Raw genomic sequence first — 25,149 nt, forward strand, 5'->3', positions numbered from 1 at the left:
AGACTTAGGCACTTCATCGGGCTGTGCGCGCGGGTGCACGAGAACTCGTAAGAGGTTTCCTTGACGACGCAACAGGGCTTCGACGGTGGGACCGGCATCCGGCAGGCGATCCTCGACGTCACCCGGCGGGAGATCTCCGAATGCGGCCTGACCGGGGTGAGCATCCGCAGTGTCGCCCGGCGCGTCGGCGTCGACCCGCGGCTCGTGCGGCACTACTACGGCTCCAAGGAGCAGCTCCTGCGCCAGGCGGTGCAGGTCGAGGGCAACCCCGTGGAGCTGGCCGCGCATCTGCTCAGCGGCAGCCGCCGCCGGTTGGGCCGGGCCACCGCGACCGCCCTGCTCACCCATTGGGACAGCCCTCGCACCACGATCACGTACCGGGCCCGGCTGTCCGCCTCGCTGACCAGCGACGAGATCGCGGGGCTCATGCGCGACGAGTTCGTACGGACGTTCTTCGGCACGTTGGCCGAGGGCGTCAGCCCCGACCGGCACGAACTGCGGGCCGCGCTCGCCGCCTCCCAGGTGATCGGCCTGGCCCTGTGCCGCTACCTGATCGACGGCACCGAGTTGTCCCGGCACGACCGCGACGATCTGGCCCGGCTGATGGGTCGCACGATTCAGCACTACCTCACCGCCGACCTGGCTGAGTGATGCCGGGCGCGTCGGCGGCCGAGCCGTCCGCGCGCCCGTCATCGTGGGTTTCCACCCGCCCGTCGCCGGCCGAGACCGGCCCCCGAGCGGGGGTCGGCACCGGCGCGTCATCCCGCCGCCCGGTCACGTTGTCCTTGGTCAGCAGCCGCTTGAAGTCCGCGGGCGCCACCGTCATGACCCACGCCACCATCAGCAGGCGACGGGCCTTGGTGAAGTGGTAATACCGCGCGTCCGGGTCACCGAAGCGGTACAGCGGCGGCACGAACCGCGCCCGGCGCAGTTCCCGGAAGATCATGGCAGCCGCCTCGGTCTGCCCCAGCCCACCGTCGCGTACCCGGGCGAACACCCCGAAGAACCAGTCCAACATCTGGCGCAGGCCGTCCGGGGTGCGGAACCACAGCCCCCCGTCGGCGAACCGCTCGACCGGGTCCCACGTCCCGGTCGCGACGGCATCGTTGGTCGCCCGCTTCAGCGACAGATGGGCCAGGATCTGCCAGAGCAGCCAGACCCGGCTGTACGCGTTCCACAGCGCGAAGCTGCCGCAGGCGGTACGCGCCGCGGCCAGCATCTGGTCGTTGAACTCGATCAGGGCGTCCTGGAAAGCCGCCACCTCGGCCAACGCCGCGCCCGCCGCCTGCTCGTCGCGCACCGCGCGCGGCAGCGCCGCACCGAGCGCGTGGACCACCTCCGCCGTCATCGTCACGTCGCGGGACAGGAACTCGTCCGTGCGGCATGCCGACCGCTCCATCGCGAACCAGCGCGGCCCGTGGGTCGCCGCCGCCCGACGCTGCCAACTGGGCGAGCTGGTCCAGTCACCCTGCACCGTGGCGGACGCGAACTGTTCCGCCAGGCTCGGGAACCGCGCGACCAGCGCCCGGAACGCCTCCTCCGGTCCTTCCGGCAGGTCGAACCGGTCGGGGTCCAGCCCCACTGTCACGCTGCACAGGTCGTTGACCGCGTCGTCGTGGTTGCGGAAGTCCACCACCTGGATCCAGCCGCCGTCGAAGAGATGATGCACGGTCCCCCGCGACCACGCGGTCGCCCGGTGGTAATCGCTGAGCCGGCTGCACTCCTCGAACGTCCGGACGTCGCGCAGGTAGCCGTGCATCATCCGGGAGCGCAACGTCAGCGCGCCCGGATCCCCGTCGGCGGTCACCGCCCGCAGGGGTGAGTCCGCTCCGCACGCGTCCACCACGAACCGCGCGGTCGCCGTCTGCCCGCCGCCGAAGGTCAGGTGCACGGCGTCGGACGCCAGCCGAACCTCGGTGGCGGACGCCCGGTCCGGCAGGACCGACGCGCCGTAGCTGACGGCCAACTCCCGGGCGTACTCGTCGACGACCGGCCGGTAGAGGTGCCACTCGCTGTGCTCCCCCGGCACGTGGAACTGCACGGCGTGCGCCGGATCATGCTCGCGGTCCGCGGTGTGGTGCAGGAACGCGAGGCTCTTCTTGATCCCGCTGTTCCTGCGTACCCGCTCCGGTAGGTCCTCGAAGTGGGCGAAGGAGGCGATCTCCGGCACGTCGAACCGCTCGGCCAGCAGGTGCAGCACGGCCGTCGTGTACGGCACGGTGCTGTCGCCCGACGGCAGCACCGTGTCGTCGGGCGAGCCGACGAGCAGGACCCGCAGGTCCTGTCTGGCCAGCACCGTGGCGAGCAGGCCGGTCGCCAGATGGTTGCCCAGGATCACGACGTCGTACGACACCGCGGCACCGGGTTCGGTGGTAGTCATTCGGTCTCCTAGAAGATCTTCCGGCCCAGCAGCTGCTCCTTGCCGGCCTCGCGGAGGAAGCCGAGCATCAGCCGTCGCACGTCCGGCGGCGCCTTGGTCGCCGCCCAGAGCATGGTTCGGGCGATCTTGACTGGGGTCGGGTTGATGAACCGCAGGTTGCGGTCCTTCCAGCCCCAGTGGTCCGGCACGAAGGGCGCGCGGTTGAGGTGGTCGTAGAGGGCGTCCGCGGCCTGGTCGCCGGTGATCGTCCCGGCCTCGAAGTCACCGCACTGCTTGACCATGTCCTCGAACAGCTCGCCGTAGCCCTCGTGGTCGGACCAGTGCAGGCCGGGGTTCTTCACTTCCTCCAGCTCGTTCAGATGCCGCTCGTCGCCGGTGGAGCGCCAGCGGCGGTACGCCTCGTGGGCCCGGAACGTGCCGGCGTTCGAGCCCCACGCCCAGATCCGGAAGACAGCCGTCCACAGCCCGTAGTTTTCGAACGAGGCGTACGCGGCGTTTACCAACTTGTCGTTGCCGTCGAACAGCGCCTGCTGGCGGGTGTTCACTCCTTCGAACCGGTCGGCTGAGAAGTCGTCGTCGCCGACCGCCCGCAGGATCCGCCAGGCCAGCACGTTTACCGCTTCGCAGGTGTTGGACAGGCCGCGGGAGAACAGCGGGTCGATGAACGCCGCGGCGTGGGCCAGCAGCACCCACCGGTCACCGACTGTGGTCTTGGACGAGTACTGCACCCGGTCGGTGCCCACCCACTCCCGCATCGGCCGTGCGCCCTCGAACTGCGCGGCCATGCCCGGGAACCGCTGCATGTGCTTCCAGAAGTCCTCCTCCGGCGACATGCCGGGCGTCTTCGGGTACATGCGCGGGTCCATCGTCAGGCCGACGCTGCACAGCGGGTTCTTGGAGTCCTTGTGGTTGTTGAACGCGATCACCCACGACCAGCCCCGCGGGAACAGGTGGTGGACGGTGCCCTCGTAGAACGGCACCGGTGGCTTGTCCGCGCCGGTGCGCTTGAACACCTCGTCGGTGGTCTTGAGGTCGATCATGTGGTTCCAGATGGCGCGCGAGTGGTGCTTGTAGCGGCACGGGTCCTCACGCAGGGCGAACTTCTCGGCCAGCGGCGAGCGGTAACCGCTGGCGTCCACCACGTACCGGCTGCGGAACTGCTCGCCCCGGGTGGAGCTGACCGTCACACCGGAGTCGTCGAAGTCGACGTCGGCGATCGTGAAGTTCACCCGCGCCGTGCAGCCGTACTTGATCGCCGCGTGGAACAGGTACGCGTCGGTGTCCTGCCGGTACATGTGTGGCGTCTCGTGCAGCAGGCTCGGGAAGTTGAACATGGTGACCTGCTTCGGATCCTGCTGCTTGCCCTCCTGGTGGTTCAGGAAGGCGAAGTGGTCCTTCTTGCCGTGCCAGGGCGAGATGATCTTCTGGCAGGCGGTAAGCGTCGCCAGGGTCATCAACTCCGGCACCTTGTAGCGCTCGGACATGGTGCGCAACGACACAAGCATGTTGGGGATGGTGGACTCCCCGATGGCGAACTTCGGGTGCGCCTTGGCGTCGACCAGCAACACCTTCGCGCCGTTGCGCGCCAGGATCGCCCCGAGCATCGAGCCGGCGAATCCCGCTCCGAGAATCGCGACGTCATACGTGACCTTCTCGGCCTCGATCAATTCACTCACCGTGCACTCCAATTTTCTCGGTTTACTTCGGCTCGGGAACGCGCAGCCGGGAGCCGAGCACCGGCCAGCCGGCGAGCTTCTGCTTGATCTCCTCGACCGGCTCGAACTCGCCCCGGGCGAAGCGCTTGCGCATGAAGAGGGTCAGGCCCTCGTAGGTGAGTTCGCCGATCGCCGGCGGCGCGTCCCGCTTTGCCCAGCGCAGGGTGCCGAGCACCTTCGCGGCGGAGGCACCGGTGATCCGGACGGACGGGTCGGCCAGGCCGAACGCCGGCGGCACGAACGGCGCGCGTGCGAGCCGGTCGCGGATCTGGTTGGCGACGTCCTTGGGCTGGGCCTGCCCCGCGTCGACGGCGCGCATCATCCGGCTGACGTCGGCCAGGAACTCGAGCACCGCGGCGTGGTCCGGGTCGTCGACCTTGGACCTGTCGAACTCGCGCAGGTCCACCCGCCACCAGGGCCGTTCCATCCGCCGCAACACCGCCGGGTCGCGGGTCTTGGAGTAGAGCGAGTAGCCCCTGCTGATCTCGAACGTCGAGAGGATCTGGGTCAGCGCCCAGACCCGGAACCAGGCGTCCCACAGATCCCAGTCCCGGAACGCGATGTACGCGTTGTTGACCAGATCGTCGTTGAAGTCGAGTTGGCCCTGCTCGAGCTCCTGCACGTACTCGAATCGCTCGACGGCGAAGTCGTCGTCCTTCAACGCGTCGAGCAGCCGCTGGGTCAGCGCGTTGATGATCTCCATGGTGTTGGACAGGCCGCGCGAGAACAGCGCGTCGACAAAACCCGCGGCGTGCGACATCAGACACCAGCGATAGCCGACCGTCTTCGTCGGCGAGTACTGCAGGCGGCCCGTGCGCACCCACTCGCGCACCGGTGTGGCGTTCGTGAACTGCTGGGCGATGCCCGGGAACCGCTCGAGGAACCTGCGGAACTCCTCCTCCGGCGAGCAGTCCGGCACCGGGTGCGTCCGCGGGTCGAACTGCACACCGACGCTGCACAGGTCGTTCGTGGACCGCGGGTGGTTGTCGAACGGGATCACCCACATCCAACCGCCCTCGAAGATGTGGTGCAGCGTGCCCTCGTGCCACCGGGTCGGGTTGCCGTACTCGCTTCGCGGGGCGAAGTCGTCGTACGGCCGCACGCCGACCATGTGGGTGAACAGCGACCGCGAGTGGTGTTCCAGCCGGGTCGGCTCCTCCCGCAGGTCGAACTGCTCGGCCAGCGCCGAGCGGAAACCGCTGGCGTCCACCACGTAGCGGGCCCGAACCGGCGCGCCGGGGCCAACGTCGAGCGTCACACCGTCGTCGTCGACCTCAACGTTCGCGACGCGCACCTGCTGCCGGATCACGGCACCGTGCTTCGCCGCGACGGTGAGCATGAAGTTGTCGATGTCCTGCCGGAAGAAGTGGTTCTCGGTGTTGAGGATCTTCGGAATCTGGAACATGTTGGATTCTTCGGGCCGCTGCTGCTCGCCCGGGCGCTGATAGACGAAGCCGAAGTTCCTCTTCACCCCGCCGGTGGTATTGATGTGCGCGTACACCGACTCGAAGGTGCTCAGGTACTTGATCTCCGGCACCCCGTACCGCTCGCTGATCAGGCGCATCGCCATGGAGGTGTACGGGATGGTCGACTCGCCGACGGCGAATCGCGGGTGCGTGCCGGCGTCGAGCACGAGCGTGCGCGCGCCGTTGCGGGCCAGGCACGCCGCCAGGGTGGAGCCGGCCAGCCCGGAGCCGATCACCACCACGTCGAACGACCCGTTGTGCGCGGCTGCACCTTCCATCATGGGCTCCTTATCCGTCGGGTTCACTTCGGCGCCGGAACGCGTAGCCGCTTACCGATCACGGGCCAGCGGGCGAGAAGGTGCTTGAGTTCCTCGCCGACGGCGAACTCGCCGGGCGAGAAGCGCTTCTTCATGAACAGGGTGAGGCCGTCGTAGGTGAGGTCGCCGACGGCTTTCGGCGCCTTCTTGCGAGCCCAGCGCAGGGTCCGACCGATTTCGAGGAAGCTGGCGTCGGTCCACTGGTTGTTCGGGTCTGCCAGCCCCCACGCGGGTGGCACGAAGTCCGCCTCGCGCAGCAGCCGGAGCAGCTCCGCCGCGGTCGCCCCGGACTCCGCCCGGCCCTCCTGCACGGCGCGGGTCATGTCGTTGACCTGCTGCAGCAGTTCCATCACCGCCCCGTACGGCGAGTCCTGTGGGATGACCCGCCCCCGCCACCACGGCCGCTCCAGCGGGGCCAGCACCGCCGGGTCGCGGGTGTCGAGGAACTTGGCGTACGCCCGGTTCACCTCGAAGGTGGCGATGAACTGCCCGAGCGACCAGATGCGGAACCAGGCGTCCCACAGCCGCCAGTCGCCGAACGACGTGTAGGCGTTGGCGACCAGGTCGTCGTTGAAGTCCAGCAGACCCTGCTCGAACTCCTGCATGTACTCGAACCGCTCGACCGAGAAGTCGTCGTCGGCGATCGCGGACAGCAGGCGGTGCACCAACGCGTGCATCGTCTCCAGGGAGTTCGACAACCCGCGGGAGAACAGGGGGTCCAGGAAGCCGGCCGCGTGCGAGGTGAGGCACCACCGGTAGCCGACCGTCTGCCGCGACGAATACTGCAGCCGGCCGGTGCGGGTCCAGTCGCGCACCGCCCGAGCCTCGGCGAACTGCGGGGCGATGTCCGGGAACCGCGCGATGAAGCGACGGAACTCCTCCTCCGGGGAGCAGTCCGGCACCGGGTGCACCCGCGGGTCGAGCTGCAGGCCGACACTGCACAGGTCGTTGGTGCCCCGTAGGTGGTTGTCGAACGGGATGACCCACATCCAGCCGCCGGGGAACAGGTGGTGCAGCGTGCCGTCGTGCCATGGACTGGGATGCCCGTAGCGGGACTTGGGGGCGATCTCGTCGTAGGGCCGGATACCGACCATGTGGGTGAACAGCGACCGCGACTGGTGTCGGAACCGGGACGGCTCCTCGCGCAGGCCGAACTGCTCGGCCAGGACCGAGCGGAAGCCGCTGGCGTCCACCACGAACTTGGCCCGGAAGTGCCCGCCGGTGTGCGCGAGCGTCACCCCGTCGTCATCCACCTCCACACCGGTGATCCGCACCTGCTGGCGGACCGTGGTGCCGTACTTCGCCGCGACCGTGAGCATCCAGTTGTCGATGTCCTGGCGGTAGAAGTGACTCTCGGTGTGGGTGACCTTCGGGATCGGGAACATGTGCGTCTCGCGCGGATCCTGGCGTTCCCCGGGCCGGTGGTAGACGAACCCGAAGTTGCGCTTGACCCCCGACGTCGTGTTGATCTTCGACTGGACGCCCTCGAAGGTGGACAGCCACTTGATCTCGGGAACGCCGTACCGTTCGCTGACCAGCCGCATCATCATCGACGTGGCCGGAATGGTCGACTCTCCGATGGCGAAACGGGGATGGGTGGCGCCGTCGACGATCAGCACCTTCGCACCGTTGCGGGCCAGGCACGCGGCAAGCATCGTGCCGGACAGGCCGGACCCGATGATCGCCACGTCGTAATCCGGCGTGCTCCGCGGATGATCAGTCATGTCGTTCGAGCTCCTTTATCGGCCGCTCTGGGCGCGGGCAGGTAGCCGGTCCGCACCATCCAGCGCAGGTAGGTGTCGAGCAGGTCGTCGTCCAACGGCGGGCATCGGACGTCGGTGCCACGCAGCTGTTCCTCGGTGTTGTCGACGGCGTAGTGGACGGCCTCCTCGCCACCGACCACGAACTCCTCCACCACCGGCATGACGGGGTGCAACTCGTTCGTGCCGACGGCGTACGACGCCTTGAGCGCCTGCCACCACTCCTCCACCGGCACGACCTCGACCCCGAAGCCGTGCCGGCGCAACGCGCGCACCACGTCCGCGAACAGCAGCTTGTGCGGGCTCACCAGGTGGTACGTGCCTCCGAGCGCCGGGCCGTGCCGGGAGATGTGCACAAGTGCGCTCGCCACGTAGTCGACAGGCGTCATCTCCACCTTGATGTCGATGTCCGGAGCCATCCCCAGCTGCACGCAGCCCTTCATCACCCGGGTCGTGAAGTGGGTGGTCAGGCTGGCGCCGGTACGGGAGTCGCCGAGGACCCGGCCGGGCCGGTAGATGTCGACCGGGACTCCCCGTGCGCGGGCCAACTCGACCAGCCGCTCGGCCGCCCACTTGGTCTGCACGTAGCCGGTCACCAGCCGGCCGGCCGTGGCGATGTCGTCGTCCTCACCGACGACATCTCGACCGGGGGCCGGAAGGCCCCAGATGCCGTACGTCGAGACGTGGTGCACAGCGGTCGGACGGCCGCGCGCGGCCAGCCGCAGAATCTCCGCCGTGCCCGCGATGTTGTCCGGCCGGAGCTGGTGGTAGCTGTAGCCGAAGTGCACCCGGGCGCCGCAGTGGTAGATCCCGTCCAGCCGCTCGGCGAGTTCGTCGTAGCGGTCCGCGGGCAGGCCCAGTCTGGGCTGCCCCAGGTCGCCGGGCAGCACGGTGATCCGGTCGACTGCCCCGGTTGGCCGGGGAAGGTAGCGCTCCATGTTGTCCAGCACCCGCCGCAGCCCGACCGCCTCGTCGGCGCACCGGACCAGACACGACACGTGGGCCGTGGTCGACTCGAGCAGGGTGTGCAGCAGATAGCCGCCGACGAAGCCGGTGGCGCCGGTCAGCAGGACGTGCCGGGGGTCGCGTACCCGGGCCGGCGCCTCGCCGATCACCCGGACATCCGGCGCGAGGGTGACGTCGCCCGCGATCCACGCCGGGTCGCTTGCCTGGTCACCCGCCGGGTCGTCGCCGGCCTGATCGTCGGCGGGCTCGCCGACGGCGTCGGCGGCCGGGTCACCGAGCCGGTCGGCCAACAGCCCGGCGAACAGGTCGGCCCACTGCGCCGGGGTGGCCAGCGTGAGCAGGTCACCGGCCCGCACGGTGAGGCCCAGGTCGCGCCGGCAGCGCCGGACCGCGTCCATCACCATCAGCGAGTCCATGCCGCTGGCCAGCACGTCGCTCTCCTCGTCGAGGGCGCCCGCTCCGGCGCCCAGGACGTCCGTCGCCAGCTCGACGGCGTACGAGCCGAGCGTCGCGCGCGCCCGGCGCGGGTCGCGCTCGGAGCGCAGGCCGGCCAACAGGGGCGTCGCCGCGGAATCGTCGGTCGCCGGCTCGTCGACGGTGATCCCGCGCAGCATCGGCCGCTCCGTACGGGCCTGCATGACCGGCTTGAACACCGACCAGTCCACCGCGCACACCACCCGCTGCGGGGCGTCACCAGCCGCGAGCGCACCGAGCAGCCGAATGCTCTGTTCGGCCGGCAGCGGCCGCAGCCCGGTGGCCCGCAGGAACGCCATGACCTCGTCGCCGAACAGCGCGGAGGGCAGGTCCCATGGGCCCCACGCGACGGACAGCGCCGGCAGGCCGGCCGCGTGGCGGTGCCCGGCCAGCGCGTCCAGGAACGCGTTGCCGGCCGCATAGCTGGCCAGGTGCTGCGAACCCCAGGTCGCGGCGATCGACGAGAAACCGACGAAGAAGTCCAGCTCCGCGCTGCGGGTGAGCCGGTGCAGCAGCCAACCGCCGATCACCTTGGGCCGCCACACCCGCCGGTACGCGGCGCCGGTGGCCTCGCGGGCGAACTCGGGCTCGGACACCCCGGCGGCGTGGACGACCCCACGCAGCGGCAGAGGATCGGCATCCAACGCGGCGAACACGGCGGTCATCGCCGCCTCGTCGACGACGTCGGCGGCGACCACGTCGACCGCTGCGCCCAGTTGCTCCAGTCGCCGTACCGCGGACACCCGCCGCGCCGCCTCTCCGGTCGCGCCGGCCCAGCCGTCCCGCTCCGGCAGCGGTGTGCGGGCGAGCAGCACCAGACGGCCGGCACCGGCGCGGGCCAGCCACTCCGCGACGGTCAGGCCGATCCCACCGAAGGCCCCGGTGATCAGGTACGTGGCGTCGCCGTGGACCGGCGGCCGACGGCGCAGCGCCTCGGGCGGCAGCGGTGCGGGCACCAGGCGCAGCGCGTACCGGCTGTCCGCGCGCAGCGCCTGCTGATCCTCGTAGCCGTCCTCTCCGCCGGACGGCCCGCCCGTGGTCAACCCGCCCGTGGTCAGCGCGGCGAGCAGTTGGTGCTCCTCACCGGGCGGGCGGTCCGGGTCGAGGTCGATCGCCCCGCCCCACCGGTCGGGGTGTTCCAGTGCCAGCACCCGGCCCAGGCCCCACAGCGTGCCGGCGACCGGAGCGGTGGCGTCCGAGCTGCCAGCGACCCGGTCGGCGGTGTCGGTGACCGGTGTCGTCGGCACTCGCATCGCCGCACGGGTGACCACTGTGAGCCGGGCGTCCGCACACTCCGGCTTGTCGAGCAGCTCGCGCAGGAGGGCAAGGGTCAGCAGGTCCGCGCGCCCGGCGTACTCCTCCAGGCTCCAGGCGTCGCAGTGCGCGGACGCCGGTGTGTCGAGCCCGGTCAGGACCACCGCGAGCCAGGGCCGGCCTGGGCCGGTGGACCAGGCGGTCACCAGGTCCCGCACGCCGTCGGAGTCGGGCCGGCAGTCCGGCCCCTCCCCCACCACCGGTGGCGCCGCCACGGTCACCACCGCGCCCCGCTGCCGCAGCAGCGCGGTCAGCCGGGTCGTCAGCGCGGCATCCTGGCCCGCCGGATCGGCCACCAGCAGGTAGCTCCGTCCGGCCAGGTCGGCCGGGGGCTGCGGGGACGGCCCGGTCAGTGGCACCCAGGTCTGCTCGTAGAGCAGGTCGGCCGGATCCTCCCAGGTCGTCGCGGGCGGCACCGGCGCCACTGTCACGTCCTGCGCGGATCCGATCTCGACGCCCGATCCGTCGAGCAGGTCGACGGAGCCGGTCACCGCGTCGTCGACCACCCGCACGGACCCGGCGCGGACTCGCACGGCCCGTACGCCGTCCGGTGGCACGGCGCCGCCGCCGACCGCGGTGCCACCGACGCGCGCTCCGCCAAGCGCGCCGCAGCCGGCCACCGTCGACCCGACTGCCGGGTCCGGCGACCGCACCGCGCCCGTCGCCGTCAGCGCGACGCGGGCGGCCTCGAGCACCTCGTGCCAGCCCGCGCCCTCCGGCACGGAAACCTCAGTCATGGACGCCACGGTCGTCGCGTCGGCGTCGCGGTACTGACGATCCGCCGGCCACCGGCGGCGCAGCAACCCGCTGGCGTGGCGGATCCACGGGGCGGCCAGCGCCTCCCGTGCGGCCGTGGCCCCGGTCAGCTCCCAGCCGGCCGAGCCGTCGTCCCGCGCCGTGACGGTGAGCCGCAACTGACCCCGGTCGCCGGTCGGGACGGAGGCGTGGCCGGTCAGACCCTCGGCACACCGCCACACGCCACCCAGGCAGTCCGCGGCGGCGCGGGCGGCCAGGTCCAGCACCGCGCCCAGACTGGGCGGCTCGCCGGGCAGTGCCTCGGGTGTCACCTCGTACGCTGGCACCGGCCCCGACAGGCGGCGGCCGACGCCCGGGACCTCGCCGCTCACGACGGCGGCCCCGGTCTCCTCGCCGACGTCCGGCGCCACCGCGGACACCGGCGCGGCCGCCCGCCCGACCTCGCGGAACCAGTAGTGCGCGCCGCGCCACGGCGTCGTCGGCAGCGGTACCGCGCGCACGTCCTCGCCCGCGTGGAAGGCCCGCCAGTCCGGCCGGGAGCCCCGCAGGCTGACCGCGCCGACCGCGCCGAGCACGTCCCGCAGGTCGGCACCGCCCCGCCGCAGGGTCGGCACGAACGCGCAGTCCGCCTCGCCGGCGAGGGAGCGCGTGGCCAGCGTCGTCAGCACCGGGGCGGGCCCGAGCTCCACGAAGGTGCGGACGCCCGCGTCGTACAACGCGCGCACCCCCTCGCGAAAGCGGACCGCGCCGGCCGCGTGCCGCAGCCAGTAGTCCGGGCCGACCTCGTCGTCGCCCCACAGCCGGCCGGTGACGTTTGACGCCAGCGGGATGCGCGGCGGCCGGAAGGACAGCCCGGTCAGCACCGCCCGGAACGGCTCCAACATGGGCCGGATCAGCGGCGAGTGGAACGCGTGCGACACGGCCAACCGTCGGGTGCGTACGCCGTCGGCGGCCAGCCGTTCCAGGACGGCGTCCACGTGTGCTGTGGTCCCCGAGATGGTGACGTCGGCCGGCCCGTTGACCGCGGCGACGGCGACCGTGTCCGCGTACCCGTCGATCGCCGCGACGGCGATGTCCTCCGCGCAGCTCGCGGCGGCCATCGCGCCGCCCGGCGGCAGCTCGGCCATCAGTCGCGACCGCGCGGCCACAAGCGTCGCGGCGGCGGGCAGGTCCAGCACGCCGGCGACGCAGGCGGCGACCAGCTCACCGACGCTGTGCCCGGCCACCGCGGACGGTCGCAGACCCCAGGAGAGCCACATCTGGGCCAACGCGTACTCCACCGCGAACAGCGCCGGCTGCGTGTACCGGGTGTCGTCGAGCGGCGTCGGGCCGTCGGCCCACAGCACGTCCGCCACCGGGCGCGGCAACTCGGGATCGAAGAGTGCGGCGGCTTCCTCGAACGCGCTGCGGAAGGCGGCGTTCCCGAGCAACCCGCGGGCCATGCCCGGGTACTGCGCACCCTGGCCGGTGAACAACCAGGCGACCTTGCGCTCACGGCGGCGGGGCAGCGCGGCGACGGTCAGCCCGCGCGGGTGGCGTCCCTGGGCGTACGCCGACAGCACGTCCGCCAGTTCCTCGGTGTCCGCCGCGGTGGCCGCGAGACCGTGGGCCTGCACCGCCCGGCCGACGTGCGTCGTGTAGCAGGCGTCGCCGAGGGACGGCGCGTGGGGACCACGCAGCCACCGCGCGTGCCGGTCGGCCAGCTCGCGCAGTGCCTCCTCGGTACGTGCGGAGGCCAGGAACAGCCCGTGCGACAGGTGCGAGCCGGCGCGGTCGTCGCCGACCGGCGGGGCGGCGACCACGACGTGCGCGTTTGTTCCGCTGGCCCCGAAACTGCTCACTCCGCCGGTACGCGGGTGACCCCGCTCCGGCCACGGCGTGCACGCCACGGGCACCCGCACGTGCAGGGCCGACCAGTCCAGGTTCGGGTTCGGCTGGGTCAGGTGCAGGTGCGGTGGGATCTCCCCGTGCGACATCGCCAGGACGACCTTGAACAGGCCGGCGATGCCGGCGGCCGGCTCCAGGTGCCCGATGTTCGTCTTGACCGAGCCCACCAGCAGCGGATCCTCCGACCGACGGTGCCGGCCGATGACGGCTTCCAGCGAGCGCAGCTCGATGGGGTCGCCGAGGGAGGTTCCCGTTCCGTGCGCCTCGACGTAGTCCACGCCGTCCGGCCCGACGCCGGCCTGGGCCAGGGCCGCGCCGATGACGTCCTGCTGCGCGACGGGGTTCGGCACGGTGAGGCCGCTGGAGCGACCGTCGTGGTTGATCGCCGAGCCGCGGATGACGGCGACGATCGGGTCGTTGTCCGCCTGCGCCGCGGACAACCGCTTGAGCACCACGACGCCGGCACCCTCCCCACGGGCGTACCCGTCGGCCGACGCGTCGAAGGTCTTGCACCGCCCGTCGGCGGACAGACCGCGGAACTTGCTCATCATCACGAAGCCGTACGGCGACAGCAGCAGGTTCACTCCACCAGCCAGCGCCAGATCGCACTCCCGCAGCCGCAGCGCCTGGCAGGCCTCGTGCAGGGCGACCAGCGACGACGAGCAGGAGGTGTCGACGACCTTGCTCGGCCCCCGCAACCCGAGCAGGTACGAGATGCGGCCGGCCAGGAAGCTGGGCTCGCCGGTGAGCTGGTAGAAATCCACGTCGTTGATGTCGCCGACGGCCTGCCGACCGCGTACGTAGTCGGTCGTGCTCAGCCCGAAGTAGACGCCGGTGCGCGAGCCGTCGAGCCGGTCGGGGGCGTAACCGGCCCGCTCCAACCCTTCCCAACAGATCTCCAGCGCGATGCGGTGCTGCGGGTCCATGCCCAGCGCCTCGCGCGGGGAGATGCCGAACGCCTCCGGCTCGAACCGGTCGACCTGGTCGAGGAAGGCGCCCCGAATCGTGTACGCCTTACCCGGCTCCTCCGGATCCGGGTGGTGGTAGGCCTGGGCGTCGGCGCGCTCCGGCGGGAACTCCGAGGTGGTGTCCACCCCGTTGCGCAGCAGCGTCCAGAACTCCTCCGGCGACTGCACGCCGCCGGGAAACCGGCAGGCCATCCCGATGATGGCGATCGGCTCGTCCAGCCACGCGTCACGGCTGTTGGCCAGACGGCCGCGCAGGTCCTCGATGGTGCGCAACGCCTCGACCATCAGCCGTCGGCTGTCCGGGGTACGCGAAGTCTGCGTCGACATCTCAGCCTCCCTCCGCTATCGCGGCCGACAACCGCGCGATCAGCTCGTCCTCGGGCATCGCCGCCAGGTCGTCGTCGGCCCCGTCGAGCACGCCCGGAGCCGTGGTGGTCGGCGGGCCACCGGCCGGAGCGGCCGTCGGGTCGAGCAGCGTCAGCAGGTGATCGGTGAGCGCCGCCGCGTTGGGGAACTCGAAGGTCAGCGTCGCCGGCAGGGCGACCCCCAGCGCACGCTCGAGCCATCCGCGCAGGCTCAGCGACATCACCGAATCCATGCCGAGATCGAAGAAGCCCTGGTTGGCCAGGACATCCACCCCGGACGTCTCGCCCAGCACCTCGGCCACCGCGTCGAGCACCGTCTCCAACAGGTGCTCGGCCCGCTGCTCCACCGGCAGCGCCAGCACGACGGCGGCCAGCGGCGCGATCGGCGGCGCGGCCTCCTCCGCTCGGCCGCCGGTCACCGGCGACCCGGTGCCGACCTCGGCCAGGAACGCGCGGTTGGCCCGCTCTCGGCACACCCGCGCGTACCGCGGACCGTCGACATCCGCGACCGTGACCTGGGTCAGGCCCGCCCGGAGAGCTACCTCGAAGGCCTCGCCGACGTCCGCCCCGGCCAGCGGCCGCAGGCCGCTGTCGACCATCACCATCCGGTCCCGGCGGGACAGCTGGGCGGGGTCGTCGCCGGGCATGAACCGGACCACCTGGACGGGCTGGCCAGCCCGCTCCCGGGCGGCGGTCACCGCGTCGACCGCGCCCTCGGCCGCGGCTCTCGCGGCCATTCCGGTGGCCCCCCAGATCGCGGCCGCCGCCCCGGTCACGCAGAACAGCCGCGGCGCGAGTTCGCGGGTCGCCAGGTCCAGCCGGTGTACGAGGTCAGCCCAGCGCATGGCCGCCGACACCGCAGCCTCGTCGACGGTGTCGAGTGGGGCCGCCGGCACGGGCGAGCCGATCAGCAGAACGCCGCCGAGTGGGGCGCCCAACGCGTCAGGCGTCAGTTCGGCCGTGAGGTCGGCCGCCGTGGGCTCTGCCGCTGTGTGGCCTGCCGCCGTGAGGTCGATTCGTCGTACCGCCACGCCGGCCGCCGCCAGCTCACCGAGCCGGGCGTCGTGGGAGGGCACGGCGTCGGTTGGCACCGTTTCGGGCGGCGCGGTGTCTCCGATGATCAGCCGGCGCAGGCCACGGCGCACGAGAACGTCGACGAACGGCCGGCTGGCGGGGTGCAGCGCGTCGGTCACCAGATACCAGGCGTCCGGGTCGCAGTCGACCTCGGGCAGCGCGGCGGGCAGCGGGTCCGCCGGGGACAGCCGGGGGGCGTACCAGGTTCCGTCGCGCAGGCACAGCTCGTCCTCGGCCGGCTCGGTGCCGGGCGCGCGCGGCGCCGTCAGGGCCCCGGCCAGTTCGACCGCGTCGGCGGCGGCCCAGCCGGGCTCGGCGTCCGTGTGGTCCGGCTCGGCGTTGGTCTGGTCCGGCTCGCCACCCGCTCGCCGGGGGTTGGTGCCGAGCGCGTGCGGGTCGATGTCGACCAGACCACCCCACCCGGGCGCCGCCTCCATCGCGAGCACCCGCCCGGCGGCCCACACCGCCGCCTGTGCCGGGTCGACCTCGTCGGAGCCGGTCGGCTGGTGCGCGCCGGCGGTGACGACGCGCAGCCGCCCGGGCGCCACGTCCAGCCCGCTGCGCAGCTGACGGGCCGCCCGCAACACACGCGCGGCCAGGACGTCGCCCGGCACGCTGCCGGGCACCGCTGCCGCGACCAGCACGATCCCGTGGTCCGGCGGAACCTCGTCCCACGGCGCGCCGGCCACCGTCACCTCGGCAGCGCCGAGCCGCAGACCGTTCGCCATCGTCACCTCGGCAACGCCGAGCCGCAGACCGTCGGCCACCGTCACCTCGGCACCGCCGAGCCGCAGACCGTCGGCCACCCGGCGACCCGCCTCGACGGACGCGCCCGTGAGTGGGACGACGAGCCACCTCCCGGCCGGGTCCGCCTCGGGCGGCGAGACGCGGCACCACCGGACGGTGAACATCCGCGCCGCACAGCGGTCCCGGACGTCGTCGGGCAGGGCCGCGCCGACGGGGCCACCGGAGGTCACCTCGACAGCCTCGCGTGCGACGGCAGTGACAGCGGGCGCCGAGACAGCGCGGGCAACCGCAGCGGTCGGGGCGGTCGGGGCGGTCGGGGCAGTCGGGGCAGTGGTCGCTGATGCGGTGGTCGCTGATGCGCTCCGCACCACGGCCGACGGTGTCCCGGCGGGTGTCGACGGCATCGCCTGGTCCGGCGCGTCGGCCCAGTGCCGGCGACGCTGCCACGGGTAGCGCGGCAGCACCGCCCGGTACGGGCGGCGACCGAACAGCGTCTCCCAGTGGATGCCGACCCCGCGCACGTGCAGCCCGGCGATGACGTCCAGGAATCCCTCGGGGCGGCGCAGGTCCACCCGGACGGCCGCGAGGCCCGGCTGCCGCCCTTCGGCGACGGCCGTAGCGTCCGGCCCATCGGCGACCGCGAGCAGCTCGTACTCCCCCGCCGCCGCGAGTGACGCGGACAGCGCATCCCCATCGGACGCCGGTGTCCGCGCCGTCAGCGGGTACGAACCGGCCACCGGCCCGCCCACCGAGGCCAGCCACAGCACGGGCGCCGCCGGCCCGTCCACGGGCGACGCCACGGTGACCGTCGCGCCGTCGAGTGTCGCTCGGATCGCCTGCGCCTGGTCCAGCACGCCAGCCGCGCACGCCGCCGCCAACTCACCGACCCCACGGCCGGCAACCGCGTCGGGCCGCAGCCCGTACGCCGTCCAGACGGCGGTGAGAGCGAGCTGGATCGCCAACACGGCGGCGGGCTCGCCCCGCTCCGCGCCGTTGGCGGCCAGCGCCGCGCGCACCACGCCGCCGTTGTCGTCGAGCGCGTCCAACGCGTCCCGGAAGGCCGGCTCGTCCCGCTCCAGGGCACGCCAGTCCACGGCCACCCGGTCGCCGTACACGATCATCAGGCGCGCGGCGTCGCCCGGGGCCACGCCCTGGTGCGCGCTGGGGCCGCCGGACAGCCCGGCGGCGAGCTCGGCGGCACCGTGGCCGACCACCGCCAGCCGGTGCTCCAGGTGAGCGCGGCGGGCCGCCGCGGCGTAGCAGATGTCGCCGATGTCGGCGTCGGCCGGCGCGGACAGCACCCGGGCGAAGCCGTCCCGCGCGGCGGCCAGGGCGCCGTCTCCGGCGGCCGACAGCACCAGTAGGTGGGCCCGGCCGGAGATGATCGCGCCGGCTCTCGACGTCGGCGTGGCATCCGGCGTCGGACGCCCGGCACCGTTCGCCGTCGACGACGCCGATGGCCCGCTGAGCACCACGTGGGCGTTGGTCCCGGTGAACCCGAACGCGCTCACTCCGGCGACCCGGGATCGCCCGCCGGTGGCCGGCCACGGCGTCGTCGACGTGGTGATCCGGACCGGCAGCCGCGCCCAGTCCACCTGGCTCGTGGGCTGGGAGACGTGCAGGTGTGCGGGCAGCTCACCGTGCCGCAGCGCCAACGCGGTCTTGATCAGCCCGGCGATGCCGGCGGCCGCCTCCAGGTGGCCGATGTTCGTCTTCACGGACCCGACCAGCAGCGGCCGGTCCGGCTGGCGTCCGCCGCCGAGCGCGCGGGCGATCGCGCGCACCTCCACGGCGTCGCCGAGCACCGTGCCGGTGCCGTGCGCCTCCAGGTAGTCCACGTCCGACGCGGCGACGCCGCCCACGGCAAGCGCCGACCGGATCAGCTCCTCCTGTGCCTCGCCGCCCGGCACTGTCAGGCCGCCGCTGGCGCCGTTGTGGTTGACCGCGCTGCCGCGGATCACCGCGTAGATCCGGTCGCCGTCGCGCTCCGCCCGCGCGAGCGTCTTGAGCACCACCACGCCGGCGCCCTCACCGCGCCCGTAGCCGTCGGCGCCGGCGTCAAAGGTCTTGCAGCGACCGTCGGGCGACAGCGCACCCGCGGCCGACATGGCCAGGTGGACGGTGGGACCGACAATCACGTTGACCCCGCCGGCGAGCGCGACATCGGCCTCCCCCGCGCGCAGGCTCTGCACGGCCAGATGCACCGCTACCAGCGAGGACGAGCACGCCGTGTCGATCGCCAGGCTCGGGCCGCGCACGTCCAGGAAGTACGACAGCCGGCCGGCAGTGCCACTGAAGGAGTTGCCCGTGCCGTAGTAGAGGTCGACGTCCCGGGCGCGTCGGGTGAGCAGTTGCTGGTAGTCGGTGGTGTTCATGCCGACGAACACGCCGACGCGGGCGGCGCGCCGGTGCTCCAGCGTGATCCCCGCGTCTTCGAGTGCCTCCCACGCCACCTCCAGGAAGAGGCGCTGCTGCGGGTCCATGGCGCGGGCCTCGCGGGCCGAGATTCGGAAGAACGCGTTGTCGAACAGGTCGATCCGGTCCAGGAAGCCGCCGCGACGGGTGACCACCGTGCCGGGCGCCCCGGGCCCGGCGCCGAGCAGCGCCCCGGCATCCCATCGGTCCGCCGGCACGTCGCCGGTGGCGTCGACGCCGTCGGACAGCAGCCGCCAGAACTGCTCGGGGCCGTCGGCCTGCGGCAGTCGGCAGCCGATGCCCACGATGGCCACCGGCTCAGCCGGCCCGCGTGCGACGGACGCGACCGGGCCAGGCGTCCCCGACGTGGCGCGCGCGGCAAGTGCCGGCGCGACGACCGCATTACGGGTCGGCGGCGCTTCCGGCTGAAGCGGTGATCCAGGCTGACGCGACGACTCAGGCTGGAGCGGTGGCAAGGCCGGGAGCGGTGGCGCAGCCGGGAGCGCCTCCGCGAGGAGATGGTCGGTGAGGGCGTCGATGGTCGGGTGCTCGATGCCGACGGCGGCGCCGAGGACCGCCCCCAGCTCGCGTTCGAGCCGGCTGACGAGAGCGACCAGGGCGAGCGAATCCATGCCCAGCTCGAAGAACCCACGCCCGCGCGCCAGACGCCGGCCGGGCTCGTACCCCAGGGCCTCCGCGGCCGCGTCGTTGACCAGGACGGCGAGCCGCTCGCGCTCCGACGGCACGCCAACGCGAGGGCGGGCCCCGTTGGTGGCGGCACGGCCGCCGTTGCCGACAACGCCACCAGCGTCACCGCTTGTCGCTCCCGTGTGGTTGGCCGCCGCGGCGGCGCCGTGCCCATCGCCGGCGGCGCTGCTGTTCCGGCCACCGTTGCCACCGCCGTTGCCCGTGGCGGTCGCCGGCGCACCGACCCCGGCCAGCGTCTGGACGACGGTGCCGTCCGGCGCGATGAGGCGCACCTCGGCCCGCAGTTCGCCGAGCGTCAGGTTGGCGAGCCCACGGGCGCCGGGCCCGGGGTCGGCCGGCCCCGGGGAGTCCACCCGCGCCGCATCCGATGACGCCTGGGCGACGGATGCCACGTTCTGGGTCGGCGGGCTCGGCAGCCAGTACTTCTCGCCGGCCAGCCGCACCGGTGGCAGCGGCACGTACCGCCGGCCCTCGCCGTGCACAGCCGCCCAGTCCACAGCGACACCGGCCGAGTACGCCTCAGCGAGGGCGCGTGTCATGCTCTGCACCGGCGGCCGGCCCCGGGCCAGAGTGCCGATCGCCGCGCCCGGACGGGAGCGGACCACGAGTGCGGCGCTCAGTGGCCCGGTCAGCACCGGGTGCGGGCCCAGCTCCAGGAAGACCGCCGGTCGCCGGGCCAGCAGCCGGTCGACCGCCGGCCAGAACAGCACGGGTTCGCGTACGTTGCGGCCCCAGTAGGCCGGGTCGGGCTTGGGTGCGCCGGCGACCGGATCCACACTGGACAGCATCGGCACCTGCGGCTTGGCCGGTGTCAACCCGTCGAGCTGGCGCTCCAGCTCGTCGCCGTACGCCGCAACCGCCGGGCTGTGGAACGCGTAGTCACCGGCCAGCGGCGCGCAGTGCACCCCGGCGGCGGTCAGCTCGGCGAGCAGCCGGTCCAGGGCGGCCGCCGGACCGGCGACCACGACCGAGCGCGGCCCGTTGACAGCGGCGATCACGACCTCGCCGGCGTACCGTTCGGTGGCTGCGGTGACCTCGTCGGCGGACAGCGCGATGGCGGCCATCCGCCCGGTGCCGGCGGCCTGTTGCAGCAGCTCACCACGCAGCACGATGACCCGTAGCGCGTCCTCCAGCGGCAGCGCGCCGGCGACGCAGGCCGCGGCGACCTCGCCCATGCTGTGACCGACGACCGAATCCGGCCGGACACCCCACCGCGACCAGAGCCGGGAGAGCCCGACCTGGAGCGCGAAGATGGCCGGCTGGGCGAACCGGGTGTCGGACAGCCGGCTGCCGGTGCGGCGGCCCAGCTCCTCCAGGAGCGACCACCTGGCGATCCGCCGCATCAGTGCGTCGCACTCGTCGAGCGTGGCGCGCATGGTCGGGTCGGCTCGGTAGAGGTCGAGCCCCATGCCCGGGTATTGCGAGCCTTGGCCGGAGAACACGTGCACCACGTGCGCCGGCCCGTCGTGGAGCAGCTCCCCGGCGACCGTCTCGGGGGATGCCTCGCCGTCCTGGTGCCGGGCCAACGTGGCGCGCAGGTCGGCTGCCGTCGCGCCGGTCACCGCGAGCCGGTGCGTGTGGTGGCTGCGCCGGGCGCCGGTGCTGAACAACAGGTCGCCGAGCTGGTCGGGCTCGGCCACCGAAGGGTCGTCGAGCAGCTCCGCGTGTCGCGCGACCTGGTCCGTCAGGGCCGATTCGGTGGGACCGGACAGCACCAGGACAGGCCACCGGACGGGTGCCGGCGCCGGTGCCGGGCGGTCCTGGGCGGGCGCGGCGAGCACGACGTGGACGTTGCTGCCGGACAGGCCGAACGCGCTGACGCCGGTCAGGCGTTGGGGGGCGTCGGGCAGCGCCGTGCGGGTGGTGGGGACGGCCAGACCGGAGCCGGACCAGCCGAACCGGGGCGTCTGCTGGGCCAGCTTGATCTGCGGCGGCACCATGCCGGTGCGCGCGACCAGAAGGCCCTTGAGTAGCCCGAGGATGCCGGCGGCGGAGTCGAGGTGGCCGAAGTTGGCCTTGTGTGAGCCGATCAGCAGCGGGCGCTCCGGTGGACGCTCCGGGCCGAAGACCGCCGCCAGCGCGCTGAGCTCGATCGGGTCGCCCAGCGGTGTGCCGGTGCTGTGGGCCTCGACGTAGTCGACCTCCGCGGGCGCCACGCCGGCATCGCGCAGGGCGTTGCGCAGCAACTGCTCCTGGGCGACGGCGTTGGGCGCGGTCAGGCCGGCGCTGCGGCCGTCGTGGTTCGTCGCGCTTCCCTTGATCACACCCCAGATCTGGTCGCCGTCGGCGACCGCGTCCGCGTACCGCTTGAGGACGACGATGGCGCCGCCCTCACCGCGCACCACCCCGTCGGCGGCTGCGTCGAATGGTCGACAGAGCCCCTGCGGCGACAGCGCCTGAATGCGTCGCATGTAGAGGGTGAGCTCCGGGCCGACCATCAGGTTCACCCCGCCGGCCAGCGCGGTGTCACAGTCGCCGGCGGCCAGGGCGCGGGCGGCGAGGTGCACCGCCAGCAGCGAGGACGCGCAGGCGGCGGTCAGGGTCATGCAGGGCCCGTTCAGGCCGAACGTGTACGACACCCGCCCGGAGCCGAAGCTGAACTCCTTGCCGCTGGCGTAGTGCGCGCCAACCTGGTCGACGCCGAGGGTGCGGGCGTGCAGGACCGCGTAGTCCATCGCCAGAATGCCGAAGTAGACCCCGGTGTTGCTGCCGGACCAGGTCGCGAGAGGCACGCCGCTGTGTTCCATGGCCCGCCAGGCGAGCGTCAGGAGGAGGCGCTGTTGGGGGTCCATCTCGCGGGCCTCGTGTGGCGAGACGCCGAAGAACTCGGCGTCGAACCTGTCGATGTCGGGTAGGAAACCGCCGACGCCGACCGTGTCGAGCGAAGCGGCGCCGGGCCGCCCGGCCGGGACCGGACCTGTGACGTCCCGGCCCTCCTCCAGAACGCGCCAGAGCGAGTCGAGGTCGTCCACGTCGCCGGGGAACCGGCAACCGACGCCCACCACGGCGATGTCGGTCCCGCCTGCCCGGGAGGCCGAGCGACGGTCGCGGCGCATCCCCACGGCACCCCCCACGCTCATCCGTCTGGCGAACTGCAACGGCGATTCCCCGCCTGATGATTTCCCTGTATGTTGAAGTACATCGGACGAGAAGCGAGATGTCAATGCTGATAGATCACGCCTCGACTGGGGTTAGCGCCCTGCACAACGGCCAGAGCGGGCTGCCGTCGCTGACGGTCTTCGGCTTCCCGGCCGCCGGTGGGTCGGCATCGCATTTCACCAGGTGGAGGCGCTGGCTTCCGACCGGAGTGACGGTCGAGCCGGTGGACCTGCCCGGGCACGGCACCCGCCGGCAGGAGCCGGCGATCGACGACTGGCCCCGGATCGTGGCCGCGGCGTGCGAAACGCTGCGTGGCCGGGTGTCCGGTCCGTACGCGCTGGCCGGGCACAGCTTCGGCGCCCTCTTGGCGTACGAGGTGGCGGCGACGCTGCCACGCACCGGCCCGGGCCCGGCGCTGCTGATCGTCGCGGGACGCAACGGACCCGCCGCCGGTCTCGCGCACCGCCCCCTGCACGCGCTGGACGACGACCGGCTCATCGAGTCGTTGCGGCGCCTCGGCGGCACCCCGGCCGAAATCCTCGCCGAACCGGCGTTGATGCGGCTCGCCCTGCCTGTGCTGCGCACCGACCTGCGGCTGGCAGAGACCTACGCCCGCCCGCCCCGGCCGGCGTTGCCATGCCCGATCGCCGCCGTGGTGGGCCGCCACGACCGGATGGCCGACGCCGCGGGCTCGCTGACCTGGCAGCAGGAGACGGCCGACCGCTTCGACCTCACAGTTGTCGACGCCGGACACTTCCTTCTCGACCATCCGCAGGTCATCGCGACGCTGACGGCGCGAATGACCGAGCTGCTTCGGCCGGGTCGTCGACCCGAGACCGGTACCACCAGCGGTTGACCCGTCCGGACACCACCACCGCCAGCACCGCGAGCGCTATCCCGGCCAGCAGGTCGACGGCGTAGTGCTTACGCAGGTACAGCGTGGACAGCAGCAGTCCCAGGCCGATCGGCAGATACCACCAGAACAGCCGGCGGGCGTCGCGCCACAGGTACACCATCAACACCACGGTCATGGCGGTGTGCAGGCTGGGAAAGAGATCCCGCGCCGGGCCTTGGACCGCGGTGATGGCGTCCAGCGCGCCGCCGATCGACCCCTCCTGCCCAGGGAGCGGGTCGGCGTACGTGTCGGTCTGGTAGATGTGCGGACCGACCCCCGGCACCAACACGTAGCCGGAGTAGCCGACGACCGCGGTGATGGATATGGCGAGCGCGAAGTCGTGATACTCCCGCACCCGGCCCCGCAGGTACGTGGTCAGGGCGTACGCCCCCTGGGACACGCCGTAGCTCAGGTAGCAGATCACCATGAACAGCGTCAGTGCGGGTGAGCCGAGGGCGTCGTTGACCCAACGGCTGACATCACCGCCGAACACGGCCCGGTCGAACTCGATCAGCGCCGGATCGACGAGCGGAAGGTCGAGCTGCGGGGTGATGGTGCGCAGGCTCGTGTAGATCACCACGCAGGCCAGGAACGGCACCGCCGTCCTGGCCGCCCCGCCGACGAGCCCGGCCAGTCCCGCCGGGCCGCCCGTCCTCGCCGGCCGGTCGAGCGCCGCCGACCCCAACGACTGTGTACGTCGGCGGCGCGACAGCGTGAACGCGGCCAGGAGCCCGGCGACCACCACGGCCAACGCGCCAGCCAGCGCCCACGAGAACGCGCCGGTGGCCACGGCCAGCCCGGCGACGAGCGTGAGGGCCACCGCGAACAGGCACTCCTCTGGCCACAGCAACGGGTCGCGCCGGCTGTCGCCCCGGTCCCGCGCAACCGCCGCGAGCCGGGGCGTGCCGGTCGTCATGCCGTCTCGTCCGGGGCGGTTGGGGACTGCCACAGCACCGGGCAGAACTGCGGATCGCTGTAGTCGGCCAGACCCGCGTCGTCACGGCGCACCAGGGAATCGTGGTTGTAGACGACGAGTTCACCGTCCGAGCGGTGGAACTGCCGGTACCGGTTGTCGCCGTCCTGCAGGTGCAACGAGATGGCGCGCCGGGGACGTGGGCTGCGGTTGGCCCCGCTGCCGTGGTACGTGCGGCAGTGGTGGAAGCTCATGTGCCCCTTGGGGATGTGCATGGGGATCTTGTGCACCTGCGCGCCGTTGTACTCCGCATTGCGGACGAGCAGGTCCTCCAGCTCGGAACGATTACGTTCGGCGAAGTGCTTCGTCGTCTTGTCGTCCCCGCCGATCTCCTTCCAGACGTGGCTGCCGTCGACCATCGTGATGGTGCCCATCTCCTCGGTGCACTCGTGCATCGGGATGAAGGCCGTGAGCATCCGCTCGGAGGTGCAGGTCTGCCAGTAGTGGCGGTCGAAGTGCCAGGGCACGATGTTGCTCGGCTCGCCGGGGCTCGGCGGCTTGAGGATGAGCGTGCTCTGGAACACCCGGATCTCGGCCGCTTCGGCCAGCCGCGCCGCGACCGCGCCGATGATCGGCTTACGCAGGATCGCGGCGATCTCGTCGCTCTCGTAGTGCACGTAGTCGTTGTGCCGCTGCACGTCGCCGTGCTCCGGCTCCCAGTAGGCCAGCTTCGCCGGCCGGCTGGGCAGCCGCCGGTCGCGGTGACCCGCGTAGAACCGTTCGCTGGCCTCGGCGAGCGTGTCGACCTCGTCGTCGGTGAGAAGCTTCTGGCTGAGGTACCAGCCCCGCTCGGCGTACGACCGCACATCTTCGTCGGTGGGTAACACGGCCCGTTCCGCGTCGGTCAGCGTGAATTCCGTCGTTGTCATC

At 72.5% G+C, this 25,149-nt stretch carries 10 protein-coding genes; 2 read left to right on the forward strand and 8 right to left on the reverse strand.

From position 1 onward, the window contains the following. Positions 1-60 precede the first annotated feature (60 nt). On the forward strand, positions 61-651 hold the full coding sequence (locus ACLQ3B_RS24535) for a TetR family transcriptional regulator (RefSeq protein WP_425783050.1): 591 nt from the start codon (positions 61-63) through the stop codon (positions 649-651). On the opposite strand, the gene ACLQ3B_RS24540 is transcribed toward ACLQ3B_RS24535, so the two are convergent. From ACLQ3B_RS24540 to ACLQ3B_RS24565, 6 genes are read right to left on the reverse strand one after another with little or no spacing between them, the layout of a single operon-like run. After that, the gene (locus ACLQ3B_RS24540; protein WP_425783051.1) at positions 629-2,380 is read right to left on the reverse strand and encodes an NAD(P)/FAD-dependent oxidoreductase; all 1,752 of its coding nucleotides are present in this window, start codon (positions 2,378-2,380) and stop codon (positions 629-631) included. The genes ACLQ3B_RS24535 and ACLQ3B_RS24540 overlap by 23 nt on opposite strands. Before the next feature lie 8 nt (positions 2,381-2,388). Beyond that, positions 2,389-4,056: an NAD(P)/FAD-dependent oxidoreductase gene (locus ACLQ3B_RS24545; protein ID WP_425783052.1), complete on the reverse strand. Its 1,668-nt coding sequence runs from the start codon at positions 4,054-4,056 to the stop codon at positions 2,389-2,391. A 22-nt stretch (positions 4,057-4,078) separates the two neighbouring features. Next, entirely contained in the window at positions 4,079-5,839 is a 1,761-nt protein-coding gene (locus ACLQ3B_RS24550; protein ID WP_425783053.1) for an NAD(P)/FAD-dependent oxidoreductase, read from the reverse strand. Between the two features lie 23 nt (positions 5,840-5,862). After that, complete coding sequence (locus ACLQ3B_RS24555; RefSeq protein WP_425783054.1) at positions 5,863-7,602, reverse strand: NAD(P)/FAD-dependent oxidoreductase; 1,740 nt, start codon at positions 7,600-7,602, stop codon at positions 5,863-5,865. After that, positions 7,599-14,330, reverse strand: coding sequence for a thioester reductase domain-containing protein (locus ACLQ3B_RS24560; protein WP_425783055.1), 6,732 nt, complete (start codon positions 14,328-14,330; stop codon positions 7,599-7,601). The genes ACLQ3B_RS24555 and ACLQ3B_RS24560 overlap by 4 nt, the downstream gene beginning before the upstream one ends. 1 nt (position 14,331) lies before the next feature. Next, entirely contained in the window at positions 14,332-22,368 is an 8,037-nt protein-coding gene (locus ACLQ3B_RS24565; protein ID WP_425783056.1) for a type I polyketide synthase, read from the reverse strand. A gap of 101 nt (positions 22,369-22,469) precedes the next feature. Here ACLQ3B_RS24565 and ACLQ3B_RS24570 point away from each other — a divergent pair, with 101 nt between their 5' ends. Beyond that, complete coding sequence (locus ACLQ3B_RS24570) at positions 22,470-23,267, forward strand: thioesterase II family protein (RefSeq protein WP_425783057.1); 798 nt, start codon at positions 22,470-22,472, stop codon at positions 23,265-23,267. Here the strand turns inward: ACLQ3B_RS24570 and ACLQ3B_RS24575 are convergent. Both ACLQ3B_RS24575 and ACLQ3B_RS24580 read right to left on the reverse strand, forming a co-directional pair. Beyond that, on the reverse strand, positions 23,188-24,222 hold the full coding sequence (locus ACLQ3B_RS24575; RefSeq protein WP_425783058.1) for a phosphatase PAP2 family protein: 1,035 nt from the start codon (positions 24,220-24,222) through the stop codon (positions 23,188-23,190). The two genes, ACLQ3B_RS24570 and ACLQ3B_RS24575, sit on opposite strands and share 80 nt — an antisense overlap. Continuing rightward, positions 24,219-25,148 (reverse strand): phytanoyl-CoA dioxygenase family protein, encoded by a 930-nt coding sequence (locus ACLQ3B_RS24580; protein ID WP_425783059.1) that lies wholly within the window; start codon positions 25,146-25,148, stop codon positions 24,219-24,221. Before ACLQ3B_RS24580 ends, ACLQ3B_RS24575 begins: the two co-directional genes overlap by 4 nt. Position 25,149 lies beyond the last annotated feature (1 nt).

The organism is Micromonospora sp. DT53 (assembly GCF_049841535.1).
GTDB lineage: Bacteria > Actinomycetota > Actinomycetes > Mycobacteriales > Micromonosporaceae > Micromonospora.